The sequence below is a fragment of the Mycobacterium sp. genome (genome assembly GCF_051006775.1).
In the GTDB taxonomy this organism is placed as follows: Bacteria; Actinomycetota; Actinomycetes; order Mycobacteriales; family Mycobacteriaceae; genus Mycobacterium.
The window spans coordinates 1-19719 of record NZ_JBPCSX010000204.1 but is presented as its reverse complement, the minus strand read 5'-3'; the positions used below and the strand labels follow the sequence as shown (position 1 = coordinate 19719).

At 67.2% G+C, this 19719-nt stretch carries 17 protein-coding genes; 10 read left to right on the top strand and 7 right to left on the bottom strand.

The features are described from left to right. The 4 genes from ACR2JI_RS14485 to whiA all read left to right on the top strand — a co-directional run. Positions 1-537: helix-hairpin-helix domain-containing protein (locus ACR2JI_RS14485; RefSeq protein ID WP_526391128.1), on the top strand; the 537-nt coding region annotated here is incomplete at its 5' end. Then, entirely contained in the window at positions 534-1463 is a 930-nt protein-coding gene (gene rapZ, locus ACR2JI_RS14480; RefSeq protein ID WP_526391126.1) for an RNase adapter RapZ, read from the top strand. The genes ACR2JI_RS14485 and rapZ, both read left to right, overlap by 4 nt. Further along, on the top strand, positions 1460-2530 hold the full coding sequence (gene yvcK, locus ACR2JI_RS14475; protein ID WP_526391124.1) for a uridine diphosphate-N-acetylglucosamine-binding protein YvcK: 1071 nt from the start codon (positions 1460-1462) through the stop codon (positions 2528-2530). The genes rapZ and yvcK overlap by 4 nt, the downstream gene beginning before the upstream one ends. Further along, positions 2521-3504 carry a DNA-binding protein WhiA gene (gene whiA, locus ACR2JI_RS14470; RefSeq protein ID WP_526391122.1) on the top strand — a complete coding sequence of 328 codons (984 nt, stop codon included), beginning with the start codon at positions 2521-2523 and terminating at the stop codon, positions 3502-3504. Before yvcK ends, whiA begins: the two co-directional genes overlap by 10 nt. Before the next feature lie 16 nt (positions 3505-3520). On the opposite strand, the gene ACR2JI_RS14465 is transcribed toward whiA, so the two are convergent. After that, positions 3521-4420, bottom strand: coding sequence for an oxygenase MpaB family protein (locus tag ACR2JI_RS14465; protein ID WP_526391120.1), 900 nt, complete (start codon positions 4418-4420; stop codon positions 3521-3523). Between the two features lie 100 nt (positions 4421-4520). On the opposite strand from ACR2JI_RS14465, the gene gap reads away from it, so the two are divergent. Genes gap through secG form a run of 4 tightly spaced genes read left to right on the top strand, consistent with a single transcriptional unit; the run spans position 4521 to position 7836 of the window. Continuing rightward, positions 4521-5537, top strand: coding sequence for a type I glyceraldehyde-3-phosphate dehydrogenase (gap, locus tag ACR2JI_RS14460; RefSeq protein WP_526391118.1), 1017 nt, complete (start codon positions 4521-4523; stop codon positions 5535-5537). A gap of 18 nt (positions 5538-5555) precedes the next feature. Beyond that, positions 5556-6767, top strand: coding sequence for a phosphoglycerate kinase (locus ACR2JI_RS14455; RefSeq protein ID WP_526391116.1), 1212 nt, complete (start codon positions 5556-5558; stop codon positions 6765-6767). 18 nt (positions 6768-6785) lie between these two features. Next, positions 6786-7571, top strand: a complete 786-nt coding sequence (gene tpiA, locus ACR2JI_RS14450) for a triose-phosphate isomerase (RefSeq protein ID WP_526391114.1) — start codon at positions 6786-6788, stop codon at positions 7569-7571. A gap of 31 nt (positions 7572-7602) precedes the next feature. Further along, positions 7603-7836 (top strand): preprotein translocase subunit SecG, encoded by a 234-nt coding sequence (gene secG / locus ACR2JI_RS14445; RefSeq protein WP_526391112.1) that lies wholly within the window; start codon positions 7603-7605, stop codon positions 7834-7836. Here the strand turns inward: secG and ACR2JI_RS14440 are convergent. After that, positions 7833-9059 (bottom strand): DUF1254 domain-containing protein, encoded by a 1227-nt coding sequence (locus ACR2JI_RS14440; protein ID WP_526391110.1) that lies wholly within the window; start codon positions 9057-9059, stop codon positions 7833-7835. The two genes, secG and ACR2JI_RS14440, sit on opposite strands and share 4 nt — an antisense overlap. 432 nt (positions 9060-9491) lie before the next feature. Here ACR2JI_RS14440 and ppc point away from each other — a divergent pair, with 432 nt between their 5' ends. Continuing rightward, positions 9492-12308, top strand: coding sequence for a phosphoenolpyruvate carboxylase (ppc, locus tag ACR2JI_RS14435; protein WP_526391108.1), 2817 nt, complete (start codon positions 9492-9494; stop codon positions 12306-12308). On the opposite strand, the gene pgl is transcribed toward ppc, so the two are convergent. From pgl to tkt, 5 genes are read right to left on the bottom strand one after another with little or no spacing between them, the layout of a single operon-like run. Then, positions 12305-13054, bottom strand: a complete 750-nt coding sequence (pgl, locus tag ACR2JI_RS14430; RefSeq protein WP_526391106.1) for a 6-phosphogluconolactonase — start codon at positions 13052-13054, stop codon at positions 12305-12307. The two genes, ppc and pgl, sit on opposite strands and share 4 nt — an antisense overlap. A gap of 1 nt (position 13055) precedes the next feature. Then, entirely contained in the window at positions 13056-13967 is a 912-nt protein-coding gene (gene opcA, locus ACR2JI_RS14425) for a glucose-6-phosphate dehydrogenase assembly protein OpcA (RefSeq protein WP_526391104.1), read from the bottom strand. Continuing rightward, on the bottom strand, positions 13964-15517 hold the full coding sequence (gene zwf / locus ACR2JI_RS14420; protein ID WP_526391102.1) for a glucose-6-phosphate dehydrogenase: 1554 nt from the start codon (positions 15515-15517) through the stop codon (positions 13964-13966). Before zwf ends, opcA begins: the two co-directional genes overlap by 4 nt. Further along, on the bottom strand, positions 15514-16632 hold the full coding sequence (gene tal / locus ACR2JI_RS14415) for a transaldolase (protein ID WP_526391100.1): 1119 nt from the start codon (positions 16630-16632) through the stop codon (positions 15514-15516). The genes zwf and tal overlap by 4 nt, the downstream gene beginning before the upstream one ends. Positions 16633-16667: 35 nt before the next feature. Continuing rightward, positions 16668-18758 carry a transketolase gene (gene tkt / locus ACR2JI_RS14410; protein WP_526391098.1) on the bottom strand — a complete coding sequence of 697 codons (2091 nt, stop codon included), beginning with the start codon at positions 18756-18758 and terminating at the stop codon, positions 16668-16670. Between the two features lie 210 nt (positions 18759-18968). Here tkt and ACR2JI_RS14405 point away from each other — a divergent pair. After that, positions 18969-19719 (top strand): heme o synthase (locus ACR2JI_RS14405; RefSeq protein WP_526391130.1); only part of this gene is annotated, 751 nt, incomplete at its 3' end.

The following is a 19719-nucleotide window of genomic DNA, read 5'->3' as shown; positions in this document are numbered from 1 at the left end:
GCCTATCCGCCGAATCTCTATGTCGTCGACGGCGGCGCCCCGCAGGTGAATGCCGCGAGCGCGGTCCTCGCCGAACTCGGTGTCACCGATGTCGCGGTGATCGGCCTGGCCAAGCGCCTCGAGGAGGTCTGGGTGCCGGGTGACCCCGACCCGGTGATCCTGCCGCGCAACAGCGAAGGCCTTTACCTGCTGCAACGTGTGCGCGACGAGGCGCACCGGTTCGCGATCTCCTACCACCGCAGCAAGCGCAGTCGAAGGATGACCGAATCCGCACTGGACAGCGTGCGCGGCCTCGGTGACACCCGGCGCAAGGCGCTGGTCACGCACTTCGGCTCGGTGGCCAAGTTGCGGCAGGCCAGCATCGAGGAGATCACCGCGGTGCCGGGCATCGGTGCGACAACCGCCGCGGCTGTCCTGGACGCGCTCGGCGCAGCAGAGGATTCCCGCGGTGCTGATCACCCCGGTTCGGCTGCACCGGAGGCCGCCGTGGACCAAGATGCTGAACTGGGTATGAACGACGACCAGCGGGCAATATGACGGATCACACGGCAGCAGACGAGGGGCCGGGGACCTCGGTCGGCACGGCTGCAGGCGCGGTTCCCGATATCGACGTCGTGTTGGTGACCGGACTCTCCGGCGCGGGGCGCGGTACGGCGGCCAAGGTGCTCGAGGACCTCGGCTGGTATGTCGCCGACAATCTGCCGCCGGAACTGATCGCGCAGATGGTCGAACTCGGCCTGGCGGCCGGTTCGCGGATCACCCAACTCGCGGTGGTGATGGACGTCCGCTCGCGCGGGTTCACCGGCGATCTTGATGCGGTGCGCAAGGACCTGGGGGCCCGCAACATCATCCCGCGGGTGCTGTTCCTTGAGGCGACCGATGACATTCTGGTACGCCGCTACGAGAACAACAGGCGTAGCCACCCCCTACAGGGCAACCAGACCCTGGCCGAGGGGATCACTGCGGAGCGGACGATGCTGGCACCGGTACGGGCCACCGCTGATCTGGTCATCGACACCTCGAATCTGTCCGTGCCGGCCCTGCGGGCCACCATCGAGCGCGCGTTCGGCGGCAGCCTGGTGCCCAAGACCAGCGTCACCGTGGAGTCCTTCGGCTTCAAATACGGTCTGCCGATGGACGCCGACATGGTGATGGACGTCCGATTCCTGCCCAACCCGCATTGGGTCGACGAACTGCGACCGCAGACCGGTCAGTCGCCCGCGGTGCGCGATTACGTGCTGGCCCAGCCCGGCGCCGATGAATTCCTGCAGACCTACCACCAGTTGTTGCGCCTGGTCGTCGATGGCTACAACCGGGAGGGCAAGCGGTACATGACCGTGGCCATCGGCTGCACCGGTGGGAAGCACCGCAGCGTGGCGATCGCCGAGGCGCTGGCGGCCCTGCTGGCCGGCGACGAGCAACTGTCGGTTCGCGTGCTGCACCGGGATCTGGGGCGGGAATGACCCATCCGAACCAGGGCATCGTCGCGATGGGCGGCGGACACGGTCTGTTCGCGACACTGTCGGCTGCGCGCCGGCTGACCCCGTACGTCACCGCCGTGGTGACAGTCGCAGACGATGGCGGATCATCGGGCCGATTGCGCTCCGAACTCGATGTGGTGCCGCCCGGCGATCTGCGAATGGCGTTGGCGGCGTTGGCATCCGACAGCCCGCACGGCCGGTTGTGGGCGACCATCATTGCGCACCGGTTCGGTGGCAGTGGAGCACTCGCCGGCCATCCCATCGGCAACCTGCTGCTGGCCGGCCTCAACGAGTTACTCGCCGACCCGGTTGCCGCACTCGATGAACTCGGCCGCATCCTCGGCATCAGGGGTCGGGTGCTGCCGATGTGCCCGATAGCGCTGCAGATCGAGGCCGATGTCGCGGGACTGGAGGGCGACCCCCGGATGAGTCGGGTCATCCGCGGGCAGGTCGCGGTGGCGACCACGCCGGGCAAAGTGCGCCGGGTTCGCCTGCTGCCCGGTGATCCACCCGCCACCAGGCAGGCAGTCGACGCCATCATGGGTGCCGAACTGGTGGTTTTGGGGCCGGGTTCGTGGTTCACCAGCGTCATCCCGCACGTTCTGGTGCCCGGACTGGCCGCGGCACTGAAGTCGACCCCGGCCCGCCGCGCGCTGGTGCTGAATCTGGACGCCGAACCAGGAGAGACCGCGGGCTTCTCCGCTGAGCGGCATCTGCATGTGCTGGCCCAGCATGCGCCGGGTTTCACCGTTCATGACATTATCGTCGACGCGGCCAGGGTGCCGTCGGAGCGGGAACGGGATCAGCTGCGTCGCACGGCCACCCTGCTGGATGCGTCAGTGATGTTTGCCGACGTTTCCAGACCTGGTACACCTTTACATGACCCGGCGAAGCTTGCCGCGGCGTTGGAGTCGGTGCGGGTCCCACACACACGCACGACCGAGACGGCCACGGGGGAGACGACGGTGACGACCACGATTCCGACTGCTGCCCCCGCGCCGGGGCGAGCGTCCGGTAGCGGACCGAGAGGTGACGACCCGTGGCGATGACCGCTGAGGTGAAAGACGAACTGAGCCGCCTGGTCATCAATTCGGTGAGCGCCCGGCGTGCCGAGGTGGCCTCGCTGCTGCGCTTCGCGGGTGGTCTGCACATCGTCTCCGGCCGGGTGGTGGTCGAGGCCGAAGTGGATCTGGGGAGCATCGCCCGCCGGCTGCGCAAAGACATCTACGACCTGTACGGCTACAGCGCATCGGTGCACGTTCTGTCGGCCAGCGGTATCCGCAAGAGCACCCGGTATGTGGTGCGGGTCGCCAAGGACGGTGAGGCACTGGCGCGCCAGACCGGTCTGCTGGACATGCGTGGCCGTCCGGTCCGCGGACTGCCCGCGCAGGTGGTCGGCGGTGGGATCGCCGACGCCGAAGCGGCCTGGCGCGGCGCCTTCCTGGCACACGGTTCGCTGACCGAACCGGGCCGTTCGTCGGCCCTGGAGGTCAGCTGTCCGGGACCGGAGGCGGCGCTGGCCCTGGTGGGTGCGGCCCGACGTCTCGGCGTCAGTGCCAAGGCCCGTGAGGTGCGCGGTATCGACCGGGTGGTGGTACGCGACGGCGAGGCCATCGGCGTGCTGCTGACCCGGATGGGCGCCCAGGACACCCGGCTCACCTGGGAGGAACGCCGGATGCGCCGCGAGGTGCGGGCCACCGCCAACCGACTGGCGAACTTCGACGACGCCAACCTGCGTCGCTCGGCGCGGGCGGCCGTGGCCGCGGCAGCGCGGGTGGCGCGCGCCCTGGAGATCCTCGGCGACACCGTGCCCGATCACCTGGCTGCCGCCGGCAAGCTCCGGGTGGAGCACCGGCAGGCTTCGTTGGAGGAACTGGGCCGGCTGGCCGAACCGCAGATGACGAAAGATGCTGTGGCAGGGCGGATCCGGCGTCTACTGTCGATGGCTGACCGCAAAGCAAAGCAGGACGGGATCCCCGACACCGAGTCGGCGGTCACCCCAGACCTGCTCGAGGACGCCTGAGCGCCGCTCGCGAAAGCTATTCTGCTGCAACGACTTCTGGCTGATCAGCCGATAGCGCCCAGCGGATCCCGCCGACCAGCACCCGCCCTGCGATCCGGATTCCGGTGGCCTCCAACGGAGGCAGGTAGGGAAGCCGCAGCGGCAGCCGCGCCCACGCCGGTAACAGCGAGACCGCGGTGGCGCCCAGCACGCCGTAGGGTCCGCGCGCCAGTAGTGGCAGCGGCGGAGTGACGAGCAGGAACCGGGCGGCCTCGCGCGCGGCATCGGTACTCTGCAGTTCTGGGCGGTAGGCCGCGATCCGCTCGGCCAGCTCGGCCTCGGTGCGGGGTGGGTCGGCAACACCGAGTGCCATCGCGACCCTGGCCGTGTCGGCTACGTAGGCGTCCCGGCCGTCCTGATCCAGCGGGGATGCGCCGAAACGCTGATGGGCGAGCAGGAAGCTGTCCACCTCGGCGATGTGGACCCACTCCAGGAGGTGCGGGTCGTCGGCGCGGTAGGGCCGGCCATCCGGGGCGGTGCCGTGCACCCGGCGGTGGATACCGCGCACCCGGTCGACCGCGCGCTGAGCGTCGTCGGCGGTGCCGAAGGTGGTGACGGCCAGGAAGGTGCTGGTCCGCTGCAGCCGGCCCCACGGATCGCCGCGGTAGTCGGAGTGCCCGGCAACCCCGGCCATCGCGAGCGGGTGCAGTGACTGCAGCAGCAGCGCCCGGAGCCCGCCGACGAACATCGAGGCATCGGCGTGCACCTGACGGATCGGCCGGTCCTCGGCGAACCAGCGGGGGCCGGGGGTGGTGTGGATCCGGCTCCGGTTCTGCGGCCCGTCGGGCCCGGCGACCATCGCGAACAGGCGCTGCCCGAGCCGCCCCCGCAGCCGGTCGAACTCCGGTGCCAGCGGCAGCGCCGTGATCAGTGTCATAGCAGCGACGGTACGCGGAGCGCGGGGTTCCCGCCGCGGGCCCCTGACCACGGCACTAGGCTGCGTAGTGCAACTGGAGTGCAGAAGGATGGAGACAGACGTGACGATCCGGGTTGGCGTTAACGGTTTCGGCCGCATCGGGCGCAACTTCTACCGGGCGCTGGCCGCCCAGCAGGCGGAAGGCAAGGCCAAAGGCATCGAGATCGTGGCGGTCAACGACCTGACCGACCCCGCCGCTCTGGCTCACCTGCTGAAATTCGACTCCATCCTGGGCCGCTTCCCGGAGGAGGTCTCCGCCGAGGGTGACCACATCCATGTCGGTAAGCACAAGATCAAGGCCTTCGCGGTCAAGGACGGCCCGGCCGCACTGCCGTGGAATGAGGCCGACGTCGACGTGGTGGTGGAGTCCACCGGACACTTCAACGACGTCAAGGCGCACGGCCATCTGCAGTCCGGAGTGAAGAAGGTGATCATCTCCGCGCCGTCCTCCGACGAGGACATCACCATCGTGATGGGTGTCAACGACGATAAGTACGACGGTAGCCAGAAGGTCATCTCCAATGCCTCGTGCACCACGAACTGCCTCGGGCCGATGGCCAAGGTCATCAATGACGAGTTCGGCATCGTCCGCGGCCTGATGACGACGATCCACGCCTACACCGGTGACCAGAACCTGCAGGACGGCCCGCACAAGGATCTGCGCCGGGCCCGCGCCGCCGCGATCAACATCGTCCCCACCTCGACCGGCGCCGCCAAGGCGATCGGCCTCGTACTGCCCGAACTGAAGGGCAAGTTGGACGGCTACGCACTGCGGGTTCCGATCCCCACCGGCTCGGTCACCGACCTGACCGTCGAACTCGCCAAACACGCCAGCGTCGAGGAACTCAACGCCGCGATGAAGGCTGCCGCCGAGGGCAAGCTCAAGGGCATCCTCAAGTATTACGACGCCCCGATCGTCTCCAGTGACATCGTGACCGACCCGCACAGTTCGATCTTCGATTCCGGCCTGACGAAGGTGATCGACAACCAGGCCAAGGTGGTCTCCTGGTACGACAACGAGTGGGGCTACTCCAACCGGCTGGTCGACCTCGTCGCACTGGTCGGCAAGTCGCTCTAGATCGCCGAAGACGTAACCGTGTCCGTCCCAAGCCTGGCCGACCTGCTCGCCGAGGGAGTGCAGGGCCGCGGCGTCCTGGTGCGCTGCGACCTCAACGTCCCACTCGACGAGCACGGCGCCATCACCGATCCGGGTCGTATCGACGCGTCGGTGCCCACGTTGAGGGCGCTGGCCGATGCGGGCGCCAAGGTCGTGGTGACCGCGCATCTGGGCCGGCCCAAAGACGGCCCCGACCCGAAGCTGTCGCTGGCCCCGGTCGCCGCGGCTCTGGCAGAACGGCTGGGCCGTCACGTCCAGTTGGCCGGCGATGTGGTCGGTACCGACGCACTCGCCCGCGCCGAGGGGCTGACCGACGGCGATGTGCTGTTGCTGGAGAACATTCGCTTCGACCCGCGAGAGACCAGCAAGGACGAGGCTCAGCGCACGGCGATGGCCAAGGAGCTGGCCGAGTTGGTCGGCGATGACGGCGCTTTCGTCTCGGATGGTTTCGGGGTGGTGCACCGCAAACAGGCCTCGGTCTACGACGTCGCGAAGCTCCTCCCGCACTATGCCGGAACCCTGGTGGCCGCCGAGGTCAAGGTTCTCCAACAGCTCACCAGCGCCGGCGAACGGCCCTACGCAGTGGTGCTGGGCGGCTCGAAGGTCTCCGACAAGCTCGCGGTGATCGAGAACCTGGCAAGCAAGGCCGACAGTGTCATCATCGGCGGCGGTATGTGCTTCACATTCCTTGCCGCACAGGGTGTTCCGGTAGGCAAGTCGCTGCTGCAGGAGGAGATGATCGACACCTGCCGTCAACTCCTCGAGGACTACGGCGACGTCATTCACCTGCCGGTCGACATCGTCGTCGCCGCCGAGTTCTCGGCCGACTCCGCACCCGAGCGGGTGACCGTCGACAAGATTCCGGCCGATAAGATGGGCCTGGACATCGGTCCCGAATCGGTCGCGCGGTTCGCCACGCTGCTGTCCAATGCCCGCACCATCTTCTGGAATGGGCCGATGGGTGTCTTCGAGTTCCCGTCGTTCGCGGCCGGCACCCGCGGTGTTGCCGAGGCCATCATCGGCGCCACCGCGAAAGGGGCGTTCAGCGTGGTCGGCGGCGGCGACTCGGCGGCGGCTGTGCGACTGCTCGGTCTGCCGGATGACGGTTTCTCCCACATTTCCACCGGCGGCGGCGCGTCGCTGGAATACCTTGAGGGCAAGACCCTCCCGGGTATCGAGATCCTCGACTAGGAAGCGAACCAAGCGAATATGTCGCGTAAACCGCTGATCGCCGGCAACTGGAAGATGAACCTCAATCACTTCGAGGCCAACGCTCTGGTTCAGAAGATCGCCTTCTCATTGCCGGACAAGTACTTCGCCAAGGTCGACGTGACCATCCTCCCGCCGTTCACCGACCTGCGAAGCGTGCAGACCGCCGTCGACGCCGATAAGCCACTGCTGACCTACGGCGCCCAGGATCTGTCCCCGCACGACTCCGGCGCCTACACCGGCGAGATCAGCGGGGCGTTCCTGGCCAAGTTGGGTTGCACGTTCGTCGTCGTCGGGCATTCCGAGCGGCGGACGTATCACCATGAGGACGATGCGCTGGTCGCGGCGAAGGCCGCCGCTGCCTTCCGGCACGGTTTGATCCCGATCGTCTGCATCGGTGAGCATCTCGAGGTGCGTGAGGCCGGCAACCACGTCGAGCACAACCTCGCGCAGTTGCGGGGTTCGCTGGCGGGTTTGACCAACGAGCAACTTGCCGATGTGGTGATCGCCTATGAGCCGGTCTGGGCTATCGGCACCGGTCGGGTGGCCAGCGCCGGTGACGCCCAGGAGGTCTGTGGCGCCATCCGCGCCGAGTTGGGCAAGATCGCCTCACCCAAGATCGCCGACGGTGTGCGGGTCCTCTACGGCGGGTCGGTCAACGCCAAGAACGTCGGGGAGATCGTCGGTCAGCTCGATGTGGACGGTGCGCTGGTCGGCGGTGCGTCGCTGGAAGGCGAGCAGTTCGCCACCCTGTCGGCCATCGCCGCAGGTGGACCCCTGCCCTGACCGGCCTGTTCAACCAGGTACCCTGGTAGCCATGATTCTGGCTCTGCAGATCCTGCTGATTATCACCAGCGTGCTGCTGATACTCCTGGTTCTGCTGCACCGGGCCAAGGGCGGCGGCCTGTCCTCGCTGTTCGGTGGCGGCGTGCAATCCAGCCTGTCCGGCTCGACCGTGGTGGAGAAGAACCTCGACCGGCTGACCTACTTCGTCACCGGTATCTGGCTGGTCGCCATCATCGGCATCGCGCTGCAGATCAAATACTCCTAGCGCCGCGGTTCGATCGGCGGTGGTGTCCAGCTGCCGTCGAGCACCGCGTCGCCTGGGACGTACACCCGAAGATAAGCGCTGAACTGGCCGCCGGGCACCGGTAGCCAGTTGGCGCCGGGATCACCAGGGTCCTGCTGTGAGAAGACGATGTCCACCGATCCGTCCGGCCGGTGGACGAGTTCGTCCGGCCGGCTGCTGCTGATGCTGTACCGGTTCAGGGTATTTCGCACGAACTGTCCGAGCGGGTCATACACGGTGACCGACCAGAACGCGCCAGCCGGCGGTTGCTGTCCAGGTGCGAAATGCATGACGTAGCTGTGGGAGCCGTTGAGCGGCAACAGGTACCGATCCAGGAGCCCCGCCGAGTACACCGCCTCGTCGGGAATGTTCGCCCACGGGCCGATCAGGGCGACGGCGGCACGCAACCGGTAGTTGGTGGCGTACTCGCCGATCGCCGGATCGGTGATCGCCCAGCCGCGGTTGGCCAGCGCCGACTCGTACTGGACCATTCCCGACAGCAGTGGAAGCAGCACCACGGCGGCCCGAACGGCAAGGTCGACGGCAGCGTTGGCCAGCGGCCCCAGATGCGCATCCGTCACCCGCAGTCCGGGCCCCACCCCGATCTGCGCGATCGCCTGCAGCCGTACCGCGTCGGTTGCCGGTGGCGGATTCAGCTCCATCGCCGCGCTGATCGCATCCAGCAGAGCCACCCCGGTGGGCGGGTCCGTCGCGGCTGGCGGTGTCGCCGACGAGCCGGACGCGGTGAGGCTGAACTGCTTCATCAGCGCTATGGCCTGCTGCTGGTCGATGGCATCACCGACCAGGGTGCGACCCAGCATCACCATATTGCGATCCGGCACCGTCACGGTCTGGGCGCCGGCGACGCTCACCTGCGGTCCGCCGGACCAGGTGATCGCGAAGGTGCCCGGTCCGGACCCGGTGGCTCGGGCGCCGATGTAGTCGACGACATTGGTGTAGGGGTCGATCAGCTGGAAGCTGAAGTAGCGGTCGCCCATATCGGGGATGGACAGCACCACCGGCCCATCGCTGAGGTCCAGCACCGCGCGCGAGTAGAAGGTGTCGGCATTCGGTCGCCAGATCGGAACGGCATCAGGACTGGCGAAACCGGTCCGCAGCGAGATGGTGTTGAGGCTGGTGGCCTGGGACCGGAACTTCTCGAACTCCAGCAGCGGATAGCCGTAGACATAGGCCTGCATGGCCATAACGGCGGCCCGTAGGGGACCCGGCGTCCGGGTGGGGACACTATTCGGTGCAGGTGCTTTTGCTGAGGGTGCCGCCGATGCACGAGCGCGCTGCACGGCGGCAGCTGGGGTTGATGGGCGATGGCTTGAGCGGCTGCCGGCGACCGGTCCGGGACTGCGGCCGGAGTCCCCGCCCGGCGATGCCGCAGCCATTCCCGGGAGAATCAGCGCGGCGCCCAGTCCGGCTGCCAAGATCCCGGTTGCCAGCAGAGGACCTCCGAGGGGTCGTTCTCGCCGGCTGTGCTTCATCGCCCGGTATTCCTTCCGTAGATTTCGCGCCTCGGGCCGGATACTACGTTGACGGGGTTCGCTGCCGGGGCCTGTTGAGCGGCAGAAGTGTGATCTGCTGCCGCCCCGGTCGCGGGTTATCCCACCAGCGCTGATACTTGTCACATGGGTCCGTCCGGCGTTATGCCCGATGTGCAGTCAGAAGCTGCGCTGGAGCCGATCGGGGCGGTTTATCGCACCGCGGTCGGGCGTGAGGCCACTGAGCCGATGCGGGAGGACATCCGGCTGCTCGGAACGATGCTCGGCGACACCGTGCGCGAGCAGAACGGGCCGGAGGTCTTCGATCTCGTCGAACGTGCGCGGGTGGAGTCATTCCGGGTGCGCCGCTCCGAGATCGACCGTGCCCAGATGACCGGGTTGTTCTCCGGCATCGACATCCACCAGGCACTCCCGGTGATCCGGGCGTTCAGCCACTTCGCGCTGTTGGCCAATGTTGCCGAGGACATTCACCGCGAGCGACGGCGTGAGGTGCACGTGGCTGCGGGCGAACCCGCTCCCGACAGCACGCTTGCTGCGACCTACCAGAAGCTTGACGCGGCCGGACTGGACGCACGCACGGTGGCCGACGGGCTGCGCGGCGCGCTGGTGTCCCCGGTCATCACCGCGCACCCCACCGAGACCCGGCGGCGCACGGTATTCGACACCCAGAACCACATCACCCGACTGATGCGGCTACGCATGCACGGTCAGCACGAGACCGAGGACGGCCGCTCAGTCGATACCGAACTGCGCCGTCAGATCCTCACCCTGTGGCAGACAGCTCTGATCAGGTTGTCCCGGTTGAAGATTCAGGACGAGATCGAGTCGGGGCTGCGGTATTACCAGGCCGCCTTTTTCGAGGTGATCCCCAAGGTGAATGCCGGTGTGCGTGATGCCCTACGCACTAGGTGGCCGGACGCCGATCTGCTCGAGCGGCCGATGGTGCGCCCGGGATCCTGGATCGGAGGCGACCGGGACGGCAATCCGAACGTCACCGCGGATGTGGTGCGGCTGGCCACCGGAAGTGCCGCGTTCGCGGTGCTGGCGCATTACTTCGACGAACTGCTCCTCCTCGAGCAGGAGCTGTCGATGTCGGCACGGCTCGTTCATGTCAGCGACGAACTGCTCGGGCTGGCCGCGTCGTGTACCGAGCCCGAGCGTGCCGACGAGCCCTACCGGCGTGCGGTTCGGGTGATCCGGGCTCGGCTGACCGCGACCGCGGCCGAAGTCCTGGACCGCCAGCCCGAGCACATTCTGGATCTCGGATCGCCGCCCTATCGCACCCCTGAGGAACTGGCTGCCGATCTCGTCGTCATCGACTCATCTCTGCGGGCCTTCGGCAGCGGGCTGCTGGCCGATGACCGGCTGGCCCGGCTGCGGGATGCGCTGGACGCGTTCGGGTTTCACCTCTGCGGTTTGGATCTGCGGCAGAACTCCGAGACCCACGAGCAGGTGGTGGCCGAATTGTTGCGCTGGGCTGGAGTCCACCCGGACTACACCGCGCTGCCGGAGGACAGCCGGATCGACCTGCTGGCCGGGGAACTGTCCACCCGCCGACCGCTGATCCGGGAGGATGCCGAACTCTCGGAGTTGGCCCGCAAGGAACTCGACATCATCTCCGCGGCGGCCCGGGCGGTAGGCGCACTGGGCGAATCGGCGGTTCCGACCTACATCATCTCGATGTGCCAGTCCGTCTCGGACATGCTGGAGGCTGCGCTACTACTCAAAGAGTGCGGGCTCCTCGATGTTTCCGGGTCCGTCCCGTACGCCCCGGTGGGCATCGTGCCACTGTTCGAGACCATCGACGATCTGCAACAGGGCGCGGCGATTCTGGAAGCGGCGCTGGACCTACCGATCTACCGAGCCGTGGTTGACGCGCGTGACCGCAACCAGGAGGTGATGCTGGGCTACTCCGATTCCAATAAGGACGGCGGCTACCTCGCGGCGAACTGGGCGCTGTACCGGGCTGAGCTCAATCTGGTCGAGTCGGCCCGCAAGACCGGCATCCGGTTGCGGCTCTTCCACGGTCGCGGCGGGACCATCGGCCGCGGCGGCGGCCCCAGCTATGACGCGATCCTGGCCCAGCCTCCCGGCGCGGTCAACGGCTCGCTGCGGCTGACCGAACAGGGTGAGGTGATCGCCGCGAAATACGCCGAGCCACGGATCGCGCACCGCAATCTGGAGAGCCTGGTCGCCGCCACCCTGGAATCCACCCTCCTCGATGTCGAGGGTCTAGGCGACGTCGCCGAACCCGCGTACCGGGTGCTCGACGAACTTGCCGAACTGGCTCAACGCGCCTATGCCGACCTGGTCCATGAGACGCCGGGATTCGTCGAGTACTTCACGGCTTCCACGCCGGTCAGTGAGATCGGTTCGCTCAATATCGGCAGCCGGCCGACTTCGCGCAAACAGACGACGTCGATCGCCGATCTGCGGGCCATCCCGTGGGTGCTGGCCTGGAGTCAATCCCGGGTGATGCTGCCCGGGTGGTATGGAACCGGAGCGGCGCTGGAGGAATGGATCGCGGGAGACGATCAGCGGGTCGGGGTGCTGCGCGAGTTGTACGAGAGGTGGCCGTTCTTCCGCACGGTGCTGTCGAATATGGCGCAGGTGCTGGCCAAGTCGGATATGGGCCTGGCGGCACATTATTCGGAGCTTGTCGATGACGCCGAGTTACGTCACCGAGTTTTCGACAAGATCCGCGCCGAGCACGAGCGCACCATCCGGATGCACAAGCTGGTGACCGGTCACGAGGATCTGCTGGCCGACAATCCAGCGCTGGCGCGGTCGGTGTTCAACCGCTTTCCCTACCTTGAGCCGCTGAACCACCTGCAGGTCGAACTCCTGCGGCGCTATCGCTCCGGCGATGACGACGATCTGGTGCAGCGGGGGATCTTGCTGACCATGAGCGGCCTGGCCTCGGCGCTGCGCAACAGCGGTTAGCGCGATCCCTCGCCGCTGAGCCTGCTCGCGGCTGCGGTGTCGAGAAGCCACACCGTCGCGTCGCGACCCACGGCACCGGCCGCGGGGATGTCATCGGCCGCTGCTCCGCCGATGGCCTCGGCAACCGCGTCGGCCTTGGCCTCGCCGGAGACAACCAGCCACACCTCGCGGGAGCGGCAGACCGCCGGCAGGGTCAGGGTGATCCGGCGCGGCGGCGGTTTGGGGGAGTCGGTGACCCCGATGACCATGCGCTCGGCCTCCCGCACCGCGGCGGTCTGCGGGAACAATGAGTTGATATGGCCCTCGCCGCCCATGCCGAGTAGGTGAACGTCGAAAACCGGTGTGGGCGAACCGGGTTCAGCCAGATCAGCGAGAATCTCCTGATATGCGGCGGCGGCGGCGTCGATGTCGTCACCGAACACGCTGTCGCTGGGTGGCATGGGGTGAACATTGCCGGCCGGGATGGCGATGTGGTCAAGCAGCGCCTCGCGGGCCTGCAGTTCGTTGCGCTCGGCGTCGTCATGCGGAACATAACGGTCATCGCCCCAGAACAGGTGTACCCGGGACCAGTCGACCGGATGCGTACCCAGTCGTTTCAGCAACGCGATTCCGGTGCCGCCGCCGGTGAGCACGATCATCGCCGTGCCGCGGGCTGCGATGGCGGAATCGATTGCGGCGGCCAGCCGGTCACCGGCGGCGTTCACCAGCGCGGTGGTCTCGGGGTAGGTCTCGACGGTGACAGTCATGTCAGCGGTACTGCACCTTGTCGATTCCCAGCAGCGCCTCGTGATAGATCTCGTCGGCGTCGAGCCGGCGCAGATCCTCGGCCAGGCACTCGCGGGTTTCCCGCCGTGCCAGCGGCAGTAGCGCATCGGGCCGGCCCGTACGGCTCAGTGTGGCGGTGGTCCCGTCCTGGGGTCGGCTCAGCGTGATGGTCTCACCGGACTGGATCAGCTCGACCTTGAGATCACCCACCACCCGACGCACCGGCCCGTCGATCCTGGCTGCGAGCCAGCCCGCCAGGATGTCCAGCGCCGGCTCGTGCTGCAGGCCTGACACCACCGCCGAGGTGATCGGCTCATACGGCGGCTGGTCCAGTGCGGAAGCCAGCAGGGCGCGCCAGTAGGTGATCCGACTCCAGGCCAGGTCGGTGTCGCCGCGGGTGTAGCCCGCGAGCCGGCTGCGCAGCGTCGCCAGCGGATCCTCGGTCCCGGTGGCGTCGGTGATGCGCCGCACAGCCAAGCAGCCCAGAGGATCCTCGGCGGGCACCGCCGGTGCGGCCCCCGGCCACCAGACCACCACCGGGGTGTCGGGCAGCAGGAACGGCAGCACCACGCTGCTGGCGTGCGCCGCCAGCGGTCCGTGGGTCCGCAGCACCACCACTTCGCCGGCGCCTGCGTCGCCGCCGACCCGGAGTTGGCCGTCCAGACGGGGTTCGGCAGCCAACCGGTCGACCGGCACCACTACGACGATGCGACAGGGATGCTCACGACTGGAGGCAACCGCCGCCTCGATGGCGTCCTCCAGAATGGCCTCGGTATCCGGGGCCACCACCAGGGACAGCACCCGCCCCAACGTGATGGCGCCACCCTCCTCGCGCAGCGAGATGATGCGCTTGTTGATTGCGTTGGTGGTGGTGTCAGGAAGATCGACGATCATGGCCGTCTCCACTCGCGCCCGGAACGCTGCAGCATCTCAAACGCCGACGCGGGGCCCCAGGTACCCGACTCGTACGGGTCGGGGGTGCCATGGGTGGCCCAGTATTCCAGCGCGGGATCCAAGATCTCCCAGGACAATTCGACCTCGGCGTTAGTGGGGAACAGAGACGGCTCGCCGAGCAGGACGTCGAGGATCAGTCGTTCGTAGGCCTCGGGGGAGTCCTCGGCGAACGCCGAACCGTAGGAGAAGTCCATGTTGACGTCGCGGACCTCCATGGCACTGCCCGGGACTTTGGAGCCGAAGCGCAGGGTGATGCCCTCGTCCGGCTGCACTCGGATCACCAGTGCGTTCGAGCCGAGCTCCTCGGTCATCGTCGCGTCGAACGGCAGATGTGGCGCCCGCTTGAACAGCAGCGCGATCTCGGTGACTCTGCGGCCCAAACGTTTTCCGGTCCGCAGATAGAACGGCACACCTGCCCAGCGCCGGGTGTCGACCTCCAGGGTGATCGCTGCGAAGGTCTCAGTGGTCGAGGTCTTGGAGAAGCCGTCCTCGTCGAGGAGTCCGACCACATGCTCGCCGCCCTGCCATCCCGCCGTGTACTGGCCGCGAGAGGTGGTCAGGTCCAGCGGTTGTGCAAGCCGGGTGGCGCCGAGCACCTTGATCTTCTCGGCCTTGACCTCGTCGGGCCCGAAGTTGACCGGTTCCTCCATCGCGGTGAGCGCCAGCAGTTGTAGCAGATGGTTCTGGATCACGTCCCGAGCCGCGCCGATACCGTCGTAATACCCGGCCCGGCCACCCAGTCCGATGTCCTCGGCCATGGTGATCTGCACGCTGTCGACGTAGTGGCTGTTCCAGATCGGCTCGTACAGTTCGTTGGCGAACCGCAGCGCGAGGATGTTCTGCACCGTCTCCTTACCGAGGTAATGGTCGATGCGGAACACCGACTCCTCGGGGAACACGCTGTTGACCACCTTGTTGAGCTCGATGGCACTGGCCAGATCATGGCCGAACGGTTTCTCGATGACGACCCGACTCCAGCGCCCGTCTTCGGGATTGGCCAGGCCGGACTTCTTGAGTTGTTCGGTGACCACCGGGAAGGCGTTCGGGGGGATGGACAGGTAGAAGGCGTGATTGCCGCCGGTGCCGCGTTCGACATCGAGTTTGTCCAACGTCTCGGCCAGCCGGGTGAACGAGGACGGATCGTCAAAGCTGCCCTGCACGAAGCGAATTCCCTCCGCCAGCCGATCCCAGACCTCTTGGCGGAACGGAGTGCGGGCGTGCTCCTTGACCGCGTCGTAGACGATCTTGCCGAAGTCCTGATCGGCCCAGTCCCGGCGGGCGAAACCCACCAGCGCGAAGGACGGCGGCAGCAGCCCGCGATTGGCCAGATCGTAGATCGCCGGCATCAGCTTCTTACGGGACAGATCACCGGTGACGCCGAAGATCACCACCCCGCACGGCCCGGCGATACGCGGCATCCGTTTGTCGCGCTTGTCCCGCAGCGGGTTGTGCCAACCCGCCGGGCCGGGTGTGCTCAGCGCAGCGGTCATTTCTTCGCGGCGTCCAGCTGACCCTGTGTCGCGTCGAGCAGCTCCTGCCAGGACTTCTCGAACTTGTCCACACCGTCATCCTCCAGCAGACGGAAGACATCAGCGAGGTCGATGCCGACCGCCGTCAGCGCGTCGAACACGCCCTGGGCGTCGGCGGCGGTGCCGTCGATTGTGTTGCCATGCACGCGGCCGTGGTCGGCGACTGCTTCGAGGGTCTTCTCCGGCATGGTGTTGACGGTGTCCGGCGCCACCAGTTCGGTGACGTAGAGGGTGTCGGAGTAGTCCGGGTTCTTGACGCCGGTGGACGCCCACAGCGGGCGCTGCACCCAGGCGCCGCCCTGCGCGAGCGGCGTCCAGCGCCCACCGGAGCAGAACACCTCTTCGTAGGCGGCGTAGGCAAGTCGTGCGTTGGCCACCCCGGCCTTACCGCGCAGCTCCAGCGCCTCCTTGGTTCCGATCTCCTCAAGACGCTTGTCGATCTCGGTATCCACCCGGGACACGAAGAACGATGCCACCGAGTGGATGGTGTTGAGGTCGTGGCCGGCCTGCAGGGCGGCCTCCAGTCCGGCGAGGTAGGCGTCCATCACCGCGCGGTGCCGGTCGACCGAGAAGATCAGCGTGACGTTGACCGAAATGCCCTCTGCCAGAACCGCGGTGATCGCCGGCAGGCCGGCCAGGGTGGCAGGGATCTTGATCAGCAGGTTGGGCCGGTCGACGATCTTCCACAGTTCGATGGCCTGCAGAATGGTCTTGTCGGTGTCATGAGCCAGTCGGGGATCGACCTCGATGGACACCCGGCCGTCGACGCCGTTGGAGTGCTTCCACACCGGTCGCAGCACATCGCAGGCTTCCCGCACATCGTCGGTGGTGATGGTGCGGATGGTCGCGTCCACGTCCGCGCCGCGGCCGGCGAGTTCGGCCACCTGCCCCTCATAGGCGGTGCCGTGTGACAGTGCGGCCTGGAAGATGGACGGGTTGGTGGTCACGCCGACCACCGACCGGGTGTCGATCAGGTCCTGGAGGTTGCCCGACCGCAACCGGTCGCGGGACAGGTCATCGAGCCAGACGGAGACGCCTTCCGCGGACAACTCCGCAAGGTTGGGGTTCTGGGCCATGCGTTTTCTCCTTTGAGGGCAGCGGGTTTGGGGATTCAGTTGCCGATTGCTCGCCTGGCCGCGGCGGCGACGGCCTCCGCGGTGAAGCCGAACTCGCGGAACAGGGTTTTGTCGTCGGCCGACTCGCCGAAGTGCTCGATCGAGATGATCTGGCCGCCGTCGCCGACGAACTTGTGCCAGCCCTGTGCGATGCCGGCCTCCACCGAAACCCGGGCGCGCACCGCCGGCGGCAGTACATGGTCGCGGTACTCCTGCGACTGGGCCTCGAACCACTCGACGCACGGCATCGACACCACGGCGGCCCGGACGCCTTCGGCGGCCAGGATCGCCGCCGCTTCGACACCCAGCTGTACCTCGGATCCGGTGGCGATGATGATCACATCGGCATCGGCCGAGCCGCATTCGCCGAGCACATAACCACCGTGGGTGACGCCCTCGCTGCTGGTGCCTTCGAGGACTGGGACGCCCTGGCGGGTGAGGATGAGTCCGGTGGGGCCGTTACCGCCGGTGCGTTCCAGGATGGCGCGCCAGGCATAGGCCGTCTCGTTCGGGTCGGCCGGCCGCACCACCGCGAGCCGGGGGATGGCGCGCAGTGCCGCAAGGTGCTCGATCGGCTGGTGGGTGGGGCCGTCCTCGCCGAGTCCGATGGAGTCGTGGGTCCACACATAGACCGGGTCGATGTTCATCAGTGCGGCCAGCCGGACCGCACCGCGCATGTAATCGGCGAACTGCAGGAACGTCCCGCCGTAGGCGCGGGTCGGGCCGTGCAGCACGATGCCGGACAGGATTGCGCCCATGGCATGCTCGCGAATGCCGAAGTGCAGGGTGCGTCCGTACCAGTCGGCGGTCCAGTCCTCAGTCGAGATCGAGGGTGGGCCAAAGGATTTGGCGCCCTTCATGGTGGTGTTGTTACTGCCGGCCAGGTCAGCCGATCCACCCCACAGTTCGGGCAGCACCGGGCCGATCGCTGAAAGCACATCGCCGGAGGCGGCCCGGGTTGCCACCGCTTTGGAGCCGGGCTCCCAGTGCGGCAGCGCCGACGCCCAGCCGTCGGGCAGCTTCCCGGCGAGCAGACGGTCGAGCAGTTTCTTGCGTTCCGGCTCACGCTTGGCCCAGGCATCGAAACCGGTCTGCCACTCGGTGTGGGCGGCGCGCCCGCGGTCGACCAGCTTGCGGGTGTGGCCGATAACCTCATCGCGGACCTCGAAACTCTTGTCCGGGTCGAAGCCGAGCACTTTCTTGGTGGCGGCTACCTCATCGGCGCCCAGCGCCGAGCCGTGTACCCCGCCGGTGTTCATCTTGGTCGGCGACGGGTAGCCGATGATGGTCCGCAGCGCGATGAACGACGGCTTGTCGGTGACGGCCTTGGCCTTGGCGATGGCCTCCTCGAGGCCGACCACATTCTCCCCGCCGTCCACCTTCTGCACATGCCAGCCGTAGGCCTCGTAGCGGGCAGGCGTGTCCTCGGTGAACGCGATCTTGGTGTTGTGCTCGATGGAGATCTCGTTGTCATCCCAGATCACGATGAGGTTGCCCAGCTGCTGGGTACCGGCCAGCGAGCAGGCCTCGCTGGTCACGCCTTCTTCCATGTCGCCGTCGGAGGCGATCACATAGATGTAGTGGTCGAACGGACTGGTGCCGGCCGGCGCATCGGGGTCGAACAGGCCGCGCTCATAGCGCGAAGCCATCGCCATCCCGACCGCCGAGGCCAGACCCTGGCCCAGTGGACCGGTCGTGATCTCCACACCCCTGGTGTGGCCGTACTCGGGATGGCCCGGCGTCTTGGAACCCCAGGTGCGCAGCGACTCGATATCGGAGAGTTCCAGGCCGAACCCGCCGAGATAGAGCTGGATGTAGAGCGTCAGGCTGGAATGCCCGCAGGACAGCACGAAACGGTCCCGGCCCAACCACGCGGTGTCGGACGGATCGTGCCGCATCACCCGCTGGAACAGCGTGTAGGCCGCCGGCGCCAGGCTCATCGCCGTCCCGGGATGGCCGTTGCCGACCTTCTGCACGGCGTCGGCGGCGAGCACCCGGGCCGTATCGACAGCCAGCGAATCCACGTCAGTCCAGTCAGCCGGGTGGTGCGGCCGGGTCAGCGCGGAAATCTCTTCTAGCGTGGTCACAAACCCTCACTTTGCGGTGATCTGACGGTCGAATCGATCAACTACCTGCTCCGGCCTCTCACCCTATGGCAGGCAATCGGCCCCGCAGTACCGAATCGGCAGCGCCGCGGTCTACCATCCTCTGTAGTAGACAATGGGCGGTTGAACCGATGCTGTCCGTGAGGAGTTGACCGGGTGAATATCCCCGAGAGCCATCTCGTCGAGGGTGATCTGGATGGCCGGCAGAGCCGGTTCCGCACCAGCGTGCTGGGCTATCTCTCGCTGACCAAACCCCGGGTCGTCGAACTGCTGCTTGTCACCACCATTCCGGCCATGCTGCTGGCATCCCGCGGCTCGGCGGATCTGATTCTGATTCTCAACACCCTGGTCGGCGGCATGCTGGCCGCCGGCGGCGCCAACACGCTGAACTGTGTGGCCGACGCCGATATCGACAAGGTGATGAAGCGCACGGAGCGGCGGCCACTGGCCCGCGCCACGGTGCCGCGCAGCCACGCCCTGGTGTTCGGCTTGGCGCTGTCGGTCGGATCGTTCTTCTGGCTCTGGTGGACCACCAATATGCTCTCGGCCCACCTGGCCGCGGCCACCATCGCGTTCTACGTGCTCGTCTACACGCTGGTGCTCAAGCGCCGCACCTCGCAGAACGTCGTGTGGGGCGGCGCGGCCGTGTGCATGCCGGTGATGATCGGCTGGTCGGCGGTCACCGGGTCGATCAGCTGGCAGGCCATCGCGATGTTCGCCATCATCTTCTTCTGGACACCACCGCACACCTGGGCGCTGGCCATGAAGTACAAGGACGACTACGCCGCCGCCGGTGTCCCGATGCTGCCCGTGGTCGCGACCGAGCGTCAGGTCACCACTCAGATCGTCATCTACACCTGGCTGACGGTGGCTGCCACGCTGGCGCTGATCCCCGCGGCCGGCTGGCTCTACGCCGTGGTCGCGCTGCTGGCCGGTGTTTGGT

Bases quoted from the DNA above. Each gene is read 5' to 3' on its own strand.
- rapZ (WP_526391126.1), top strand. From the start codon at position 534: ATGACGGATCACACGGCAGCAGACGAGGGGCCGGGGACCTCGGTCGGC.
- yvcK (WP_526391124.1), top strand. From the start codon at position 1,460: ATGACCCATCCGAACCAGGGCATCGTCGCGATGGGCGGCGGACACGGT.
- ACR2JI_RS14465 (WP_526391120.1), bottom strand. From the start codon at position 4,420: ATGACACTGATCACGGCGCTGCCGCTGGCACCGGAGTTCGACCGGCTG.
- tpiA (WP_526391114.1), top strand. From the start codon at position 6,786: ATGTCGCGTAAACCGCTGATCGCCGGCAACTGGAAGATGAACCTCAAT.
- secG (WP_526391112.1), top strand. From the start codon at position 7,603: ATGATTCTGGCTCTGCAGATCCTGCTGATTATCACCAGCGTGCTGCTG.
- ACR2JI_RS14440 (WP_526391110.1), bottom strand. From the start codon at position 9,059: ATGGCCATGCAGGCCTATGTCTACGGCTATCCGCTGCTGGAGTTCGAG.
- ppc (WP_526391108.1), top strand. From the start codon at position 9,492: ATGGGTCCGTCCGGCGTTATGCCCGATGTGCAGTCAGAAGCTGCGCTG.
- pgl (WP_526391106.1), bottom strand. From the start codon at position 13,054: ATGACTGTCACCGTCGAGACCTACCCCGAGACCACCGCGCTGGTGAAC.
- opcA (WP_526391104.1), bottom strand. From the start codon at position 13,967: ATGATCGTCGATCTTCCTGACACCACCACCAACGCAATCAACAAGCGC.
- zwf (WP_526391102.1), bottom strand. From the start codon at position 15,517: ATGACCGCTGCGCTGAGCACACCCGGCCCGGCGGGTTGGCACAACCCG.
- tal (WP_526391100.1), bottom strand. From the start codon at position 16,632: ATGGCCCAGAACCCCAACCTTGCGGAGTTGTCCGCGGAAGGCGTCTCC.